This is a genomic window from Pedobacter rhizosphaerae (genome assembly GCF_900111155.1).
Classification (GTDB): Bacteria; Bacteroidota; Bacteroidia; order Sphingobacteriales; family Sphingobacteriaceae; genus Pedobacter; species Pedobacter rhizosphaerae.
Map to the genome: position 1 here is coordinate 22,485 of NZ_FOGG01000031.1, position 16,576 is coordinate 39,060.

Consider the following 16,576-nt stretch of genomic DNA (forward strand, 5'->3'; position numbering starts at 1 on the left):
AAGCCTAAGGTGGTTGAAAGTATTATGGGTTACGTGTTGTGAGTTATGGGGCATGATGCCTCCTTAGGTGCCTAAGGTGGTTGAAAGCGTTATGGGTTGCGTGTTGTGAGTTATGAGGCATGAGCCTTCATGGGTGCTTAAGGTGGTTGAAAGTATTATGGGTTGCGTGTTATGAGTTATGGGGCATGAGCCTTCTTAGGTGCCTAAGGTGGTTAAATCTGTTACGTATCATTACAAGAAGACCGTATACCCTAAAAACACGTTCTCCCCATCGTCAGATAGGATGCTTTCCTGATAATCGGCCGCTGTAATAAGGTCTATGTCTATTTCAGTATCCATTGGGATGAGATAACTTATTGCCATGTCTAAGATTTCACGATTTTTTTCACCAGGCATAAAGCTTATCAATTCGTGAGGAGAGCTAGGGCCAATATTGATGCTGAGTGATTCATTTTCTGGTATAAAATCTTTTCCAATAATGGTGTCTATTCCTAATGCGCTTTTACCTAGTTGCATTTGCAAGCCATCAGCTATGGGAAGCGGTTTTGAAATATTGTTGTTGGGGATTATTGATATAGATAAATTAAATAATGCTGTTAAAACTTTAGAGGCAAAATCTATATCGTTCCTTTTCTGCTGAATTTCAGGCAATAAGTGCATCCAGATAATGCTTTGTTCCTTGTTTAATAGGCTAAATTCTTTCCATCCGTATTCGAAAATCTGGTTTAAACTGGTGTAAGTCGTTTTCTTATCGAGTTGGTTTTCGTATAACTCAGTAATGATTCGGGCGTGATTGAGTTCGGCATCAAAGGGACTAAAAAACAAACGGGCTTGTTTTTCTTCATCTCTCCGCTCGCGAATGTCTTTAATCATCCCCTCTTCGTCCATTCCTGAACTACCTCTTGGCGGGCGGTGAAACAAACCTTCCGGAAGCATGTCGTAAAGCCCTTCCCGGTTTACCAGGATTCGTGTTCGGTCATGCAGGCGTTTCTCTGAGAAGTATTCAACAGTTTCCTCAATTTCCTTGGCGTAAGCCCGTTTATCTGCACCAACAGGAATAACCTCAATCCGGTCGGCATCAATTACCTGGCGCTCAATCAAATCAGCAGCATGTGCCACAGCCTTATAATCAGTAAATAGTTCGTTGTTAACCAGCTTTCCTTTTTTCATTTAAACTTTAAGCTTGCTTCTTTGTTATAGGTTAAATTTACATTATCGAACAAACAATGCATCAAAATCATTTCTTAAAGATACTATATTTGTAATACATCATATCTAATTCTAACAATGGACGTTCAATCATTTTTTATTCGTTACCTCTTATTTCCACTTATTTTTTTGGTATCTACAGTTGTACTTACCATCATCAACAAAAAAAATCAGTTTCTAAACAACAAAAAACTTATTGTAAGTGTTCTGCTCACCGGAATTATTTTAGCTATCCCCGGTTTTTTAGGCTTCCTTAATTTCAACTTCATGCCCTGGGGTTACATCATCTGCTGTATTTTCTATCTCTTATTGGGCGTGCTTTTCGTTTTTCTAATGACGAAATATTATGCAGTTCCACTGATAGAACGTAAGGTATTTATATTTTTTGCAACTTTAATCGCAGCAATCCTTTCTCTTTACCTTTTTCAGCTGGCCTTTAACTGGTTAAGCGATGTTAATTTCGGTTGGTGGGGTGCAGGCAGTATTACCTGTTTCTTTGTGCCGCTTATTTTTTGGTGGGCTTATGTTTCTTTACTCCAGATTCCTTCAGAAATATATAAGGTATGGAAATACCCTGCTACACCATTAGATATCAATATGGATCATGTAGATTTTAATAAACTATTGGTTTTAGAGCTCGAACTGTATAAAAAAAGTACTGACCCGGAGCCTCTCAAGGTAAAGGTTAAGGCCCCGGAAAATATGAACTTTGGTATCTGGTTTCACAAATTCATAGATGATTATAACCTCAAATTTGCGAAGAACCCTGTGGAGTTCAGAGATGAAGACCATGATGGTTACCGCTGGATCTTTTTTATTAAAACATCTTTCTTTAAACGCAACATATTCATAGATCCCGATTTGGATATTACTGAAAATGGAATCTCAGAAAAAATGACCATCTATGCCAAAAGGGTCTCAGAAAACGTTAATGTACCCAATGAGGTAGGTGAAAGCGCTATCTTTATCTAAATCTAACCTATAAAAACATTTACTATGATTAAACCGCTGAGATACAGATCGATTAACTGGATCAATGGAATGAAGCTCTCCAGTGATCATTTTACCTTAAGTGATCTCTACTTACAGGATTTTGTAAGAAATGCTGTTTCACTCAATATCAACAACAGCAATTATGGCTTTTTGCCGCCTTTTACCGGATATAACAGCTCGCATGATATTGAGATCATTGAAAAGGCAACCAATCACATAGAAATTCGCGTACGTTATTGTAATGCCATCACCCCAGAGGGATGTCATATCGATATTCAGCAGAGCGATGCCATGGATAACCTGGTTCATAATCATTATTTCGGTCAGTCGGAACCTAGAAATTATGCCATTTTACTGGTTGTAAATCCGTTTAACAGAGTGCCTGCCGGAACACCCGATCCTGAAGAAAGCCCTTTACGTTATCCCGAGTTAGCGAAGGCCTACAGCATTGTGGTATTGCCTGAAAATGAAATTGCCAGTCAAATGCCCGACAATTATTTCTTAACTATCGGACAGGTTTATCATGAAAATGGCAGATTAAGCGTTAACCGCAGTTATATTCCACCAAGTTCAACAATTACCAGTCATCCCGTACTGATTCGCTACTATGAAAGTTTCAGCGTATTGCTTAACGAGCTTCAGCTCACATCTTTCAAAATTATCGATAAAACCGGTGGCCGCGATAACATAACCCAATTGGGTAAAAACATCAGGATCATTTCAGAAAAGATGGTTGATTTTATCGCCACGATCTTTTACGAGTATAGAAACATCGCATATAAAGAGTCTCCCGCAATGCTTGTGGGTTACTTCTCCAGCCTGGCACATATCTTTTTCACGGCCATTAAATTAATTGATCCGAAAGAAAGAGAAGAGTTGTTAAAGTATTTTTACGAGTGGAAGGATGTTACTCCTGGTAATTTCGAAGAGTTGTTATCCAAAACCATAGAGCTCGTGTACGATCACAAGCAGATTAATCAATCGATGCTGATGGTAAACGAATTTTTAACGGTACTTGTAGCGCTTTGGAACAAGCTAGGAGCATTAGAGTATATCGGCCAGCGCAAAGAAAATATCGTTGTAGCCGAGCAACAGGTTGTGCAGCAGGTACAGGCCAGAAAAACCTGGACATTGTTGGATTAGGGTGTAAAGTTAATTTCGGTTTGGTACTTGATGATAAAACGAACTATGTTTTTGCATCCAGTCTCATAACTCGCAACCCACAACCCGTAACTAAACAAAAAAGCCACCGTTCAGGTGGCTCTTTTGTTTACTAAATATTGAAGGCCGATTTAACCTGATCAACATAGTCTAACTTTTCCCAGGTAAACAAGTCAACGGTAACCGTTTTCTCTTCCCCATTCGGAGTTCTGAAAGTTTTGCTCACCGTTTCAGGTGTACGTCCCATGTGGCCATAAGCTGCAGTTTCGCTATAAATCGGATTTCTTAATTTTAAGCGTTGCTCAATAAAGTAAGGGCGCATGTCGAAGATAGATTCCACAATTTTCGCAATCTCGCCATCAGTTTTATTTACTTTTCCAGTGCCATAGGTATTGATGTAGATACCCATAGGTTTTGCAACACCAATGGCATAAGAAACCTGAACTAATATTTCATCCGCTACACCAGCAGCAACTAAGTTTTTAGCAATGTGACGAGTTGCATAAGCCGCACTTCTGTCTACTTTACTTGGATCTTTACCAGAGAATGCACCACCACCGTGTGCACCTTTACCACCATAAGTATCTACAATAATTTTTCTGCCTGTTAAACCGGTATCGCCGTGTGGACCGCCAATAACAAATTTTCCTGTTGGGTTAATGTGGTATTGAATGGCATCATTAAATAAATGCGCATACTGCGGATTGGCTTTGATAATTCTAGGGATTAAAATCTCAATTAAATCCTGCTTGATTTTGGCTAACATTTTCTCCTCCTCATCAAAATCATCATGTTGAGTAGAAATCACAATAGCATCAATGCGAACAGGTTTATTGTTGTCATCGTACTCTAAAGTAACCTGGCTTTTCGCATCAGGACGTAAGTAAGTAATTTCGTTGTTTTCGCGGCGTAAAACAGCAAGCTCTTGTAATAATTTATGAGATAGATTTAATGCTAAAGGCATATAATCTGCGGTTTCGTTAGTCGCATAACCAAACATCATACCCTGGTCTCCTGCTCCCTGCTCTTCTTTATTGCTTCTGTCTACCCCTTGATTAATATCCTGAGATTGCTCATGAATAGCAGAAAGAATACCGCATGAGTTAGCTTCGAACATATACTCGCTCTTAGTGTAACCAATTTTTTTGATCACGTCGCGGGCAATTTGTTGCACATCTAAATACGTTGTAGACTTTACTTCGCCAGCTAAAATAACCTGACCTGTTGTAACTAAGGTTTCGCAGGCAACCTTCGATTCAGGATCGAAAGCTAAAAAGTTATCAATTAATGCATCCGATATTTGATCGGCAATTTTATCTGGGTGGCCTTCAGATACAGATTCTGATGTAAATAAATATGACATTTATTAAATAATTAATGATAAATAAACACTTTAACTATGCCAAACCCCTGGAAACAGGTTTTAAATTGATTGAAGGAGGTATTAGCACTTTTTTTTAAGTGGTTGCAATCCCTTTCTGCGCTAGCAGAAAATAGCAAATCAGTCCACTCTAGTGTCGCAAAATTAGCATATTTTCTTTATTTCAAAAATTATAGATTATTTTGTGCTTTCATTCTTCACGACTTGCACACAAAGAAAAATATCCTGTTTATCATCAACCCCATTTCTGGTGGTAAGGGAAAAGTACGCATCCCCGACTTTATCGATAAGTATTTGGATAAAAATAAGTTCAGTCCGAATTTTGTTTTCTCCGAGTATGTAGGCCATGCAGCTGAACTTGCAGACGAAGCAGCCAACAAGAATTTTGACATAATTGTGGCAGCCGGTGGCGATGGAACGATCAATGAAGTGGCTACCCAGGTGTTAAAACATCAGAAAATTTTGGGTATTTTACCCTTAGGCTCTGGTAATGGGTTAGCCCGGTTTCTGCATATTCCTAAAAATATGCGCCAAGCCATTCAGGTTATCAATCAATTTAAAATTGATCGTATCGATTCGGCAACCTTTAATGAGAAAAGTTTCTTCAATCTGGCCGGGATGGGCTTCGATGCACATTTGAGCGCTGTTTTTTCAAAAGATAAGAAAAGAGGATTGTCTGGTTATCTGAAGCTGGGGATAAGAGAAATTTTTAACTATAAGTCTCAACAGTATACCTTAAATATAGATGGTGTAGAGTACACTCGAAAGGCTTTTGCCATTACGGTAGCCAACTCTTCTCAATACGGAAACGATGTTTATATTGCCCCGGGGGCATCAGTTAAAGATGGTTTGCTGGATGTTTGCATTATTAAGCCTTTCCCTATAGTAAAGTTGCCCCTTCTCAGTTATGTAATGTTAAGAGGAAAGGCCGAAACTTCTGATATGATTGAAATCATTAAAGGAAAACAGATTGAAATTAAAAGGGAAAAAGAAGGCGCTGTGCATATAGATGGCGAGCCTTTACAAATGGATGCCGAAATTAAGGTAATTGTGCATCCCGGATCTTTACAAGTAATTGTACCATAAAGTTTACATATTCATTTTTATACCCCTCTCATATTTTATTCGTTATGAAGCCAAAGAAAAATAGTTTAAGCGATTTAGGTGGAATTATGTACTCAACTAATCCAGATTTTGAGTACGAGCAAGAAACAGACGATACGCTTACCCCACCCAATCAACAACAAGACTTACGCGTGATGCTCGATAAAAAGAATCGTGGAGGGAAAGCCGTAACCCTAGTTACAGGTTATAAGGGTAAAACCGAAGATCTGGAAATACTGGGTAAAATGCTCAAAAATAAATGCGGTGTTGGTGGCTCAGTTAAAGACGGTGAAATCTTAATTCAGGGTGATGTAAGAGATAAAGTTGTAATCATTCTACAAAAGGAAGGTTATAAAGTAAAGAAAGCAGGAGGATAATTCGTTATAAACCTTTGAAAGGAAGCTATAGGTAGAAGGTTTAAGGTACCAATGGACTGAACTCCTTCGGGTTGATAAAGCCTAAAGCGATATAGTAAAAAGTTGAAAGTGAAAAGTTGAAAGTCCAAATTCTTCCTTAACTCCTTAATGTTTATATATAAAAAGCATATATCAATTGAGTTATAAGTAGAAGGTTTAAGCTACGAATGGCCTTAATTTCTTCGGGTTGATAAGCGTAAAGCGATAGAGTATAAAGTTGAAAGTGAAAAGTTGAAAATCCAAATCCCCTTAACTTTCCTTAACTCCTTAATGTTTTTTATATAAAAAGCATACATCAAGTGAGTTATAAGTAGAAGGTTTAAGCTTCGAATGGACTGAACTCCTTCGGGTTGATAAGCCTAAAGCGATATAGTAAAAAGTTGAAAGTGAAAAGTCCAAATCCCCTTAACTTTCCTTAACTCCTTAATGTTTATATATAAAAAGCATAAATCAATTGAGTTAAAAATAGAAGGTTTAAGCTACGAATGGCCTTAACTCCTTCGGGTTGATAAAGCTTAAAGAAATATAGTAAAAAGTTGAAAGTGAAAAGTTGAAAGTCCAAATCCCCCCTTAACTTTCCTTAACTCCTTAATTGAAACAAAAGACGCGATCAATCTTAAGCCCGCTCTAATTATCAATATAATTTCTCTTGCTTAGTGTAAAAAGTTAGAAAAATTACCCCTGTGAAAATGCTTGTAAATCATTGTAAATAAAATGTTTACATAATAGTGTATTTGCTACAATATGTAAAAAATTAATGTAAAACACTAGTTTTTTTGAATTGCAACCCCTTACCTTTGCTGTACTAACTAACTTATTGTTATGAGCAAAAAGAAACTGCAAGCGCCAGATTTAAGCTATTTAAATTTGGGTAGCCACGCTGCCGTAAGGTATCAACTTACAGCAGCCCAGCTAATTGATGAGGCATTGTTGAACAAAGAAGGCACGCTAGCCTCGTCAGGGGCGTTAGCTGTAGATACCGGAAAATTTACAGGACGCTCCCCTAAAGACAAATTTATTGTATGTGATGAAATAACTGCCGATACGGTTTGGTGGGGCGATATTAATATTAAGATCGATCCCAGGAAGTTTGATGGGCTTTTTAAGAAGATTACAACTTATCTTCAAGATAAGACCATTTATGTGCGCGATTCCTCTGCTTGTGCAAACCCCGACTACGCCATATCTATAAGGGTGATTACCGAAACAGCCTATCAAAATCTTTTCGCTAATAATCTTTTTATTCGTCCTGATGCCGAAGAATTGGGGCCAAATCCCGAGTGGACGATTATTGCTGCACCAGGTTTTCTAGCCGATCCAGAGGTAGATGGTACGCGTCAGGGAAACTTTTCTATTATCAATTTTACGAAGAAAATGATTCTAATCGGCGGAAGTGGTTATACCGGTGAGATCAAAAAAGGAATTTTCTCTGTACTCAACTTTATTCTGCCTATATATAAGAATACGCTATCCATGCATTGCTCGGCCAATGTGGGTAAGGATGGCGATACAGCAATCTTCTTTGGCCTTTCTGGTACAGGAAAAACTACGCTTTCTGCAGATCCAAACAGAGGGCTTATTGGCGATGACGAACACGGATGGGGAAAAGATTCAGTTTTTAACTTTGAAGGAGGATGCTATGCTAAATGTATAGACCTGACCCAGGAGAATGAACCTCAGATTTATAATGCCATAAAATTTGGAGCGCTTTTAGAGAATATTAATTTCCATGCCGGAACTCAGAATGTTGATTTTTGCAACATAGATAAAACAGAAAACACCCGGGTTGCCTATCCTATAGATTATATTGATAATGCTATATTACCGTCGGTTGCATCTGTTCCCCGCAACATATTCTTTTTAACTGCAGATGCATTTGGCGTGCTTCCCCCAATTTCGAAGTTAAATGTAGAGCAGGCCATGTATCATTTTATGAGTGGTTATACAGCTAAGGTTGCAGGTACTGAGGCAGGAATAACAGAGCCACAGCTTACCTTCTCTGCTTGTTTTGGGAAAGCCTTTTTACCCTTGCATCCTTCAAAGTACGCAGAGCTTCTTGGAGAGAAGATGCAGAAGCACCAGGTTAATGTTTGGCTGGTGAATACCGGATGGAGCGGAGGTCCTTATGGTGTGGGTAAAAGAATGAAGTTAAGCTATACCCGGGCTATGATTACAGCCGCCCTCAGCGGTGAACTAAATCGTGTAAATTACCAGGAACATAAAATTTTCAACCTGATGATGCCAGTCGAATGTCCGGGCGTTCCTTCAGAAATTTTAGATCCTGCTAAAACCTGGCCAAGTGAGCGAGAATATGAACAAAAAGCAAACGAACTTCATGAAGCCTTCATCCAAAATTTTAAGCAGTTTGAAGAACCAAAGCCGGTGAAAATACCCGAAGAGGTGTTAAAATTGTGTTAAATAGCCTTTAAAATGGATTTTTTCATCGAAAAATTTGCATTTGGATTTTTTTTTAGTTTTTATTGTGAAAGAATTGTCTCCAGCTGAGGCAATTTTTTTGTTATACAGCTAGGTGGTTTTACCGTAAACTAAAAGTTAAGTAACGATTTAATTGTTTATCGATTTATTAATTTGTAATTTAAAATCAATTTATAAATTTGTTTTTCGCAACAATATCGGGTAATAAACGTTGTGTGTATTACAAAAGAAAAAAACAGCTAAAAATTAAAACAAGAAACTAAAACTAAAATTCAAAAAAAAATGGCAAACGCACCAAAACCAACAACTGTTAAAAAAGAGAGCTCTTCAAGTGCATCTAACGTTTTCGCAACATTGGTAATTCCTATCTGTATTGTAATTGGCTTCGTTATCTGGAGATACGTATTAGGAGATCCTTCAAACTTTATTGATAACAACAACGAAAACTTACCTTTGCCAAATAACTATCCTGGTACAGCTTACAAAGGTGGTCCAATCGTAGCGGTATTAATCGGGTTATTATTAACAACAATCGTTTTCTCTATCGAGCGTTTAATCGTTATTAGCAAAGCGAGCGGTAAATCAAGCTTAGATACTTTTATTATCAAAGTAAAAGGTTTATTAAATGCTGGTAACATCGAAGCTGCTAAAGCTGAGTGTGACAAACAACAAGGATCTGTTGCTAACGTAATTAAATCAGGTTTGAAAAAATATAGCGAGGTTGAAGCTGACACGAACTTAGATGTTGAGCAATCAATCGTAGCCATCCAAAAAGAAGTTGAAGAAGCAACTGCTTTGGAAATGCCTATGTTAGAGCAAAACTTAACCATCATCGCTACATTAGTATCTATCGGTACGTTGATCGGTTTATTAGGAACAGTAACAGGTATGATCCGTGCATTCGCCGGTTTAGCTAACTCTGGTGCTCCGGATCAGGCTGCATTAGCGGTAGGTATCTCTGAGGCCCTAATTAACACCATGACTGGTATCGCGGTTTCTACTTTAGCGATTATCATGTACAACATCTTAACTTCAAAAATTGATAAGTTAACTTACGCTATCGATGAAGCTGGATTTAGCATCGTTCAGACTTACGCTAGTTCGCATAAATAATAAATTTTGAAAAAATTTTTACCGGCTTTATGGAAAACCGGGAAAAAGATCATCATTATTAAAAAGTAATTAAAATTATGCCTAGAATTAAAGTTAAAAGAACCAGTACAGTAACAGATATGACCGCCATGTGCGACGTAGCTGCGCTGTTACTTACATTCTTCATATTAACTGCTACGGCAAGACAACCAGAACCACTAGCGGTATCAACACCTTCATCTACGTATGAATTTAAGGTTCCAGCTGAAAACAATGCAACGTTAACCATTGGTCAGGGAAAGGTTTTCTTCGAAGTAGCAGGCCAGAAAGTTAGGGCGAGAACCTTAGAGTTGATCGGACAACAATACAAAATCAATTTTACTCCCGAGGAAATTAAAAAATTCTCTGTAGTATCTACATTTGGTGTTCCCGTTTCAAGCTTAAAATCGTTCTTAGCCATGTCTGGAGCAGACCGTATGAAACCAGGTGTACAAACCGGGATTCCTACAGACTCTACAGACAATCAGTTGAACTCTTGGGTTTTACAAGCACGTACCGCAACAGCTGAAGTTAATCAGCAGCCAATGCGTGTAAGTATCAAGGGCGATTCTAAAGAGGAATATCCTGTAGTTAAAAAAATCGTAGATGTTTTGCAGAAGCAGAAAGTAAACAAATTCTTATTGGTTACCAACGCTGAAGCTAGAAAAAAATAAGAAATGGCAGAATTAAACACAGGTGGGAAGAAAGCCACCCCGAGAGTAGATATGACGCCGATGGTAGATTTGATGTTCCTTTTGGTAACATTCTTTATCTTAACCACTTCGATATCTACGCCACAAGCAATGGATATTGTGAAGCCAGATAAAGATGACAACAACAAGGATAACAGGTTGGAACTGAAAGCTTCTAAAACCATGACTATTTTATTAGGTAAAAACGATAAAGTAGCCTGGTATATGGGAGAGGCTGGTGCAACAGCTCCAACTTATGAAAGCTTATCTCAAGTTGACAAGTCGATTATCGAAAATAGAAAAAAAGCAGATGCATCTGGAGTAAAAGGCGAATTTGTGGTTTTAGTGAAACCAACAAGCGGTTCAAACTTCAAGAACTTTGTTGATATTATGGATGAATTGGAAATATTAAAGGTAAAAGTTCGTCAGATTGATGATGACAATATCTTGGATAGTGAAAAGGAATCAATGAAATCTCAAGGTATTTTATAATTTGTTAAATCAGTAATCATGTCAAAATTAGATATTTTAAGAAGGGAGTGGATTGATGTAGTTTTTGCTGAAAAAAACAAAAACTACGGTGCCTACCAATTGCGTAAAACCAATGGGGCCAATACCACTCGGGCATTAATTATTGGTTCATTATTATTTCTAGCGCTTTTCTTTGCTCCAAAAATCTACGGATTAATTAAAGGTTCTTTAAAAGAGGACGAGCCAATTGAAAAAGCGCAGGAAGTAATTATTGCACCTCCGCCCCCAGTTAACCCAGAAACCCCACCTCCACCTCCGGTAGAGCCACCTCCACCAAAGGTAGATCAGGTAAAAATGCCACCTCCAATCGTAAAGCCAGATGAGCAAGTACGTGATGAGGAACCTCCAACCGTTGAAAAGTTGAAAGAGGCAGACCCTGGTCAAAGAGATATTAAAGGTGATCCAACTGCAGACATCGTAATTGCTGCTCCAGTTGGTGAAGGCCCGAAAAGAGAAGCTGCGGTTGCGGTAGATGATAACCAGGTTTATGACTTTGTTAGTATCGAGAAACAACCTGAGTTTCCAGGAGGCTTACCTAAATTCTACAAGTACTTAGGCGGTGCGATTAAATATCCACCAATGGCTCAGGAAAATAACGTACAAGGTAAAGTGTTTTTATCTTTCGTAGTAGAAAAAGATGGTAAATTAACCGATATTACAGTTACCCGTGGTTTAGGTAGCGGAACAGATGAAGAAGCTATCCGCGTATTGAAAGCCAGTCCACGTTGGAACCCAGGTATTCAAAATGGTAAACCTGTAAGGGTAAAATACAATATCAACGTTAACTTTACATTGAACTAATAGTAGATGTTAAATTTTGATATCTTTAAGCAAAAATCGCCTAAACAGCGGTTTTTGCTCATTTTAGGGCTAGCGGCATTCCTGTTATATCTCGTAATGGGACTCGCCTTCATCTTTTGGCCTCCACTTGCCTTGCGTTTTAATTTTATCCCAGCCTGGGGGCGTATCGCAATAGGAATCTTTTTAATTTTTTATGCCTTCGTAAGATTGTTAAGTCTTGGAAGGCGCGACTCAAGCCAATAATGAAAAATATTATCTTCATTTTGATGGTACTTGCTTTAATCTCGTGTAAGCGAAAAGATAAAACTGCAAGTGTTAAAGAAAGCAGAACCAGCGGAACATTGAGGATGCTGGTTGATGAAAGCGTTAGCCCAATCGTTCAGAAACAAATTGATATCTTTAGCCTGGATTATCCGGATGCCAAATTCCAAACGACCGTTAAACCTGAAGAAAAGATCATTGCAGCCTTTTTGAATGACAGTGTCCGCGTTATCGTAATGCCCAGATTATTAAGCAAAAAGGAAGAAAAGTACTACAACCAGCGGGGAATTAAAATCAATTCCATTCGGTTTGCCATTGATGGAATAGCTTTAATTACCAATAAAGACAATATCGACAGCACAATTACCGTTAAAGAAGTGATTGATGTATTACAAGGGAGAAATTCAGATAAGAAATTGGTCTTTGATAACGCTTATTCAAGTACCTTTCAATACTTTAAAAAATTGGCTAATATCAGTCAATTTCCCGCAAAAAACGTTTATTCAAAACAATCTAGCAATGAAGTTATCAAACTAATTGCACAGGATAAAAATTTTATTGGTATTTTGGGCGTAAATTGGGTTTCTGATCAGAATACCGAAATGGCCCAGTACCTTGCCCAGGTTAAATTACTTGGGGTTAAAGATGAAAAAGGCAAAGTAGGGAACGATCAGTTTTATAAACCCACGCAAGAAAATCTTATTAACGGAGTTTATCCCTTTTTAAGAAATATAAATATTATTGATTGCGAAGGGAGAGACGGTTTAGGCACAGGATTTGCAACATGGTTAAGAAGTCAGAGGGGACAGTTGATTGTACTTAAATCTGGACTTGGCCCTCACAAGTTGATGCCTAGAGAAATAAATTTAACGAAAGAAAGTAATAAATAAATTATAAATTGAACCACGAAGTATTTAGAGATAATGCTTCATTATTGTTAAAACCAATGTTTGGTAGGTTTCGGTTAGAGATTTTGGATAAAGTAGAACTCGCTCCGACCAGATGTACAGAACATTAAAAAACAAAAAATTGATCCAATGAAAATTTCAAAGAAAGCAATAACCTTAAATGTAGGTTTGGTGTTGATGGGTTCTGCAGTTTTTGCTCAAAGTTTAAGTGATGCGAAAAAAGCCATTGACGCAGAGCAGTATCAAAAAGCTTCATCGATGCTTAAATCGTTGGTTAGCTCTAAAGCCTCAGATGGCGACAATTATTACAACCTCGGTTTGGTTTACCTGAAAACAGGTTACATCGATTCAGCAAGAGCCGTATTTACTAAAGGCGTAACAGCTGATCCTAAAAACGCTTTAAACCTGATCGGTTTAGGAGAAGCAGATTTATTATCAAACAATGCCGCTTCTGCGAAAACTAATTTTGATAAAGCAATCGAATTAGGTAAAAAAGATTATCAAACTTACTTGCAAATCGGTAGAGCATATTTAGCTCAGGATAAACCAAGTGATGATGTTTCAAAGCCTGACTTCACAAATGCGTTAGCGAATATCACTAAAGCTGACGAACTGGATTCGAAAGATAAGGATGCTGATGTATTCCTGGCTCTTGGAGATGCCTATGCCTTGCAAAAGAAAAACTCTGAAGCTTTAGGCCCTTACATGCGTGTTAATGATGTTGATCCAAACAACAGAAGAGCAAAAACGCAGATCGGTAAAATGTATAAAGAATCTCGTGCATTTCCAGAAGGTGAAAAGGAATTACAAGATGTAATTGCTGCAGATCCTAACTATGGTCCTGCTTACCGCGAATTAGGTGAGTTATATTTACAATGGAGTAACTTCGGAGCTGATAAAGAAAAAGCGGCTAAAGGAATTGAGAATTATAAAAAATATATTGATTTAACTGATAAATCTTTAGAGTCTCAGTTACGTTATATGACATTCTTATTTTATGCTAAAGATTTCAAAACGTTGCAGCAAGTAGCTTCAACAATTCAGGTTCCTGCAAATAGCCCTAAAGCTGCTGTAGTAGCCAGGATGAAAGGTTGGTCTGCTTATGAGAATGCTCAATATCCGCAAGCTTTAACTGATATGACAGATTTCTTCGCCAAAGAGAAAGATCAATCCAGAATTTTAGCTAACGATTACCTTTACTTAGGTAAATCGCAATTAAGAGCTGGTCAGGATAGCTTAGCTTTGGTAAATATCAGCAAAGCTGTTGAGAAAGATTCAACTAATGCAGATGCCTTGGCAGAAATCGCAAAAAGCTATTTCGATGCTAAGAAGTATGATAAATCTGCACAGATTTACGAAAAAGCAATTAAAGCAAATCCTAACGGTAAAGGTTCATTGTATAACTACTATTACAATGCACTTGCTTACTACTTTGATTATGCTGGAAAATACAGCGCAAAGCAAAATCCAACTAAGGATGGTTTAGTGAAAGCTGATTCTTCAATCGCTAAAGTAACTCAACTTGCACCTGATACTTATGATGCTTACTTATGGAGAGCACGTATCAATAACCTAATGGATGATGAAAAAGATCCTAAAGGTTTAGCTAATCCGTTCTTTGAGCAGTTTATTCAAAAAGTAACTGAAAAACCAGAAGTAGCTTCTGCAAATGGTAAAAAACTTTCTGAAGCTTATGATTCTTTAGGTGGTTTCTACTACTATAAAGACAAAGAAAAAGCAAAGGAATATTTTAACAAGAGTATTGCAGCTAACCCAACAGGTACATTTGCACCTGCTAAGTTGAAAGAGTTAAATGCTCCGGCAGCAGCAACTAAAGGAAAAAAATAGTCAAATAAAAATCATTTAGAAAAGGCAGGGTTTTGTTATCCTGCCTTTTTCTTTTACTTTTGCAATCAAAATATACTTTATTATGCAAGCGCAAAGTGCCCCAATAGATTTTCTTCCCATTATATTTCAGGTTATCGTAGCATTAGGTTTTGTGGTAACTACATTGGTTGCAACACATCTTTTAGGTCCAAAACGTAAAACAAGCGATAAATTAGAAACTTTTGAGGCAGGGATTAAGTCTGTGGGTAATGCTCGCCAGCCCTTCTCTATTAAGTATTTCGTAGTAGCAATCCTCTTCGTTCTTTTCGATGTGGAGGTAATCTTTATGTATCCCTGGGCAGTTAATTTCAGAACCTTGAAAATGGATGGTATGATTGAGATGTTTATCTTCATGGGTACTTTATTGTTAGGTTTTATCTACGTAATCAAGAAAAAAGTATTAGACTGGAACTAGGCCGATTGTAATTTTTGGCTTACAGTTAATCACTAAAAATTATAATGTTGTACTTAAACACGGCAAGTGTATAGCCTACACTAACTTAAGGGGTTTTTGCCTATTTAGAAAGGTTCTAAATCCAGTTGATCTAGTTTGATTGCCTTTAAAATATTGTAAATTTGTTGCTCATTCTGCAAAGGGATGAGCATTTTTTGTTTAAAGACATGAGTGAAATTAATATAGTTGATGCGCCACCGGGAACTGAAGGACCTGGATATTTTGCCACTTCTTTGGATAAAGTGATCGGCTTGGCCCGTTCAAATTCATTATGGCCACTTCCATTCGCTACTTCTTGTTGTGGAATCGAGTTTATGGCTACCATGGGATCTCATTATGATTTAGGTCGTTTTGGAGCAGAACGTTTGAGCTTCTCTCCTCGTCAGGCCGATGTTTTGATGGTGATGGGTACCATAGCGAAGAAAATGGCTCCGGTTTTGAAACAGGTTTATATCCAAATGGCAGAGCCACGTTGGGTTATGGCTGTTGGAGCTTGCGCAAGTAGCGGAGGTATTTTTGATACTTATTCTGTATTGCAGGGTATTGATGAGGTGATTCCGGTTGACGTTTATGTTCCTGGATGTCCTCCAAGACCAGAAGCTATCCTTGATGGTTTCCAAAGAATTCAGGATTTGGTTAAAAACGAATCTGGCAGAAGAAGAAACTCAGAGTATTATAAAAATCTTTTAGGTCAATACGGCATTAAATAATGGAAGAAGCTACACTGAATAACGAAATCCTGAACAAACTAACTGAAAAGTTTGGTGAGAAGGTAACAGGTGTTTCTGAGCCTTATGGTTTACTAACATTTGTAACCACCAAAGATGTAATTGTTAATGTACTTTCTTACTTAAAGGACGATCTTAAGTTTAACTTCTTAACTGATATTACTGCTGTACATTATCCTGAAAAGGAGGATGGAATTGCAATAGTTTACCATTTGAATAATATGGTAGAAAGAGTGAGAATCAGAATTAAGGTTTTTATTTCCGAGCAAAATCCAACTATTCCAACGGCTACTACTGTTTGGAAAGGGGCTAACTGGATGGAACGCGAAACTTATGATTTTTTTGGAGTTAAGTTTGAAGGACACCCTGATCTTCGTCGTATTTTAAATATGGACGACCTGGGAGTGCACCCAATGTTGAAGCAATATCCATTAGAAGATCCGAATAGGGTTGATAAAAAAGACGAATTTTTTGGAAGGTAAA

The 16,576-nt window shown here is 37.7% G+C and carries 16 protein-coding genes; 14 read left to right on the forward strand and 2 right to left on the reverse strand.

The window, feature by feature from the left end; all coding sequences use genetic code 11:
* Positions 1-231: 231 nt before the first annotated feature.
* Complete coding sequence (locus tag BMX11_RS18995) at positions 232-1,170, reverse strand: type VI secretion system baseplate subunit TssG (protein ID WP_090887332.1); 939 nt, start codon at positions 1,168-1,170, stop codon at positions 232-234.
* A 117-nt stretch (positions 1,171-1,287) separates the two neighbouring features.
* On the opposite strand from BMX11_RS18995, the gene BMX11_RS19000 reads away from it, so the two are divergent.
* A complete protein-coding gene (locus BMX11_RS19000; RefSeq protein ID WP_090887336.1) occupies positions 1,288-2,181 on the forward strand; it encodes a TssN family type VI secretion system protein in 894 nt (297 codons plus the stop codon).
* Positions 2,182-2,205: 24 nt separating this feature from the next.
* Positions 2,206-3,345: a hypothetical protein gene (locus BMX11_RS19005; RefSeq protein WP_090887339.1), complete on the forward strand. Its 1,140-nt coding sequence runs from the start codon at positions 2,206-2,208 to the stop codon at positions 3,343-3,345.
* A gap of 130 nt (positions 3,346-3,475) precedes the next feature.
* Here BMX11_RS19005 and metK read toward each other — a convergent pair whose 3' ends face one another.
* Positions 3,476-4,726, reverse strand: coding sequence for a methionine adenosyltransferase (gene metK, locus BMX11_RS19010; protein WP_090887342.1), 1,251 nt, complete (start codon positions 4,724-4,726; stop codon positions 3,476-3,478).
* Positions 4,727-4,948: 222 nt separating this feature from the next.
* Between metK and BMX11_RS19015 the strand changes: the two genes are divergently transcribed.
* The 12 genes from BMX11_RS19015 (at position 4,949) to BMX11_RS19075 (ending at position 16,575) form a co-directional block, all read left to right on the forward strand.
* Complete coding sequence (locus BMX11_RS19015; protein WP_175474618.1) at positions 4,949-5,830, forward strand: diacylglycerol/lipid kinase family protein; 882 nt, start codon at positions 4,949-4,951, stop codon at positions 5,828-5,830.
* 44 nt (positions 5,831-5,874) lie between these two features.
* The gene (locus BMX11_RS19020; protein WP_090887345.1) at positions 5,875-6,225 is read left to right on the forward strand and encodes a translation initiation factor; all 351 of its coding nucleotides are present in this window, start codon (positions 5,875-5,877) and stop codon (positions 6,223-6,225) included.
* A gap of 861 nt (positions 6,226-7,086) precedes the next feature.
* Complete coding sequence (gene pckA, locus BMX11_RS19025) at positions 7,087-8,682, forward strand: phosphoenolpyruvate carboxykinase (ATP) (RefSeq protein WP_090887348.1); 1,596 nt, start codon at positions 7,087-7,089, stop codon at positions 8,680-8,682.
* Between the two features lie 300 nt (positions 8,683-8,982).
* Positions 8,983-9,813, forward strand: a complete 831-nt coding sequence (locus BMX11_RS19030) for a MotA/TolQ/ExbB proton channel family protein (RefSeq protein WP_090887350.1) — start codon at positions 8,983-8,985, stop codon at positions 9,811-9,813.
* A gap of 77 nt (positions 9,814-9,890) precedes the next feature.
* Complete coding sequence (locus tag BMX11_RS19035; RefSeq protein ID WP_090887353.1) at positions 9,891-10,505, forward strand: biopolymer transporter ExbD; 615 nt, start codon at positions 9,891-9,893, stop codon at positions 10,503-10,505.
* 3 nt (positions 10,506-10,508) lie between these two features.
* Positions 10,509-11,015 (forward strand): ExbD/TolR family protein, encoded by a 507-nt coding sequence (locus BMX11_RS19040; RefSeq protein WP_090769108.1) that lies wholly within the window; start codon positions 10,509-10,511, stop codon positions 11,013-11,015.
* 18 nt (positions 11,016-11,033) lie between these two features.
* On the forward strand, positions 11,034-11,855 hold the full coding sequence (locus BMX11_RS19045) for an energy transducer TonB (protein WP_090887356.1): 822 nt from the start codon (positions 11,034-11,036) through the stop codon (positions 11,853-11,855).
* Between the two features lie 242 nt (positions 11,856-12,097).
* On the forward strand, positions 12,098-13,006 hold the full coding sequence (locus BMX11_RS19055; protein ID WP_090887362.1) for a PstS family phosphate ABC transporter substrate-binding protein: 909 nt from the start codon (positions 12,098-12,100) through the stop codon (positions 13,004-13,006).
* Positions 13,007-13,153: 147 nt separating this feature from the next.
* Positions 13,154-14,872 carry a tetratricopeptide repeat protein gene (locus tag BMX11_RS19060; protein WP_090887365.1) on the forward strand — a complete coding sequence of 573 codons (1,719 nt, stop codon included), beginning with the start codon at positions 13,154-13,156 and terminating at the stop codon, positions 14,870-14,872.
* Between the two features lie 82 nt (positions 14,873-14,954).
* On the forward strand, positions 14,955-15,326 hold the full coding sequence (locus tag BMX11_RS19065) for an NADH-quinone oxidoreductase subunit A (RefSeq protein WP_090887368.1): 372 nt from the start codon (positions 14,955-14,957) through the stop codon (positions 15,324-15,326).
* A gap of 206 nt (positions 15,327-15,532) precedes the next feature.
* The gene (locus BMX11_RS19070) at positions 15,533-16,075 is read left to right on the forward strand and encodes an NADH-quinone oxidoreductase subunit B (RefSeq protein ID WP_090887371.1); all 543 of its coding nucleotides are present in this window, start codon (positions 15,533-15,535) and stop codon (positions 16,073-16,075) included.
* Positions 16,075-16,575, forward strand: coding sequence for an NADH-quinone oxidoreductase subunit C (locus BMX11_RS19075; RefSeq protein ID WP_090887374.1), 501 nt, complete (start codon positions 16,075-16,077; stop codon positions 16,573-16,575). Before BMX11_RS19070 ends, BMX11_RS19075 begins: the two co-directional genes overlap by 1 nt.
* Position 16,576 lies beyond the last annotated feature (1 nt).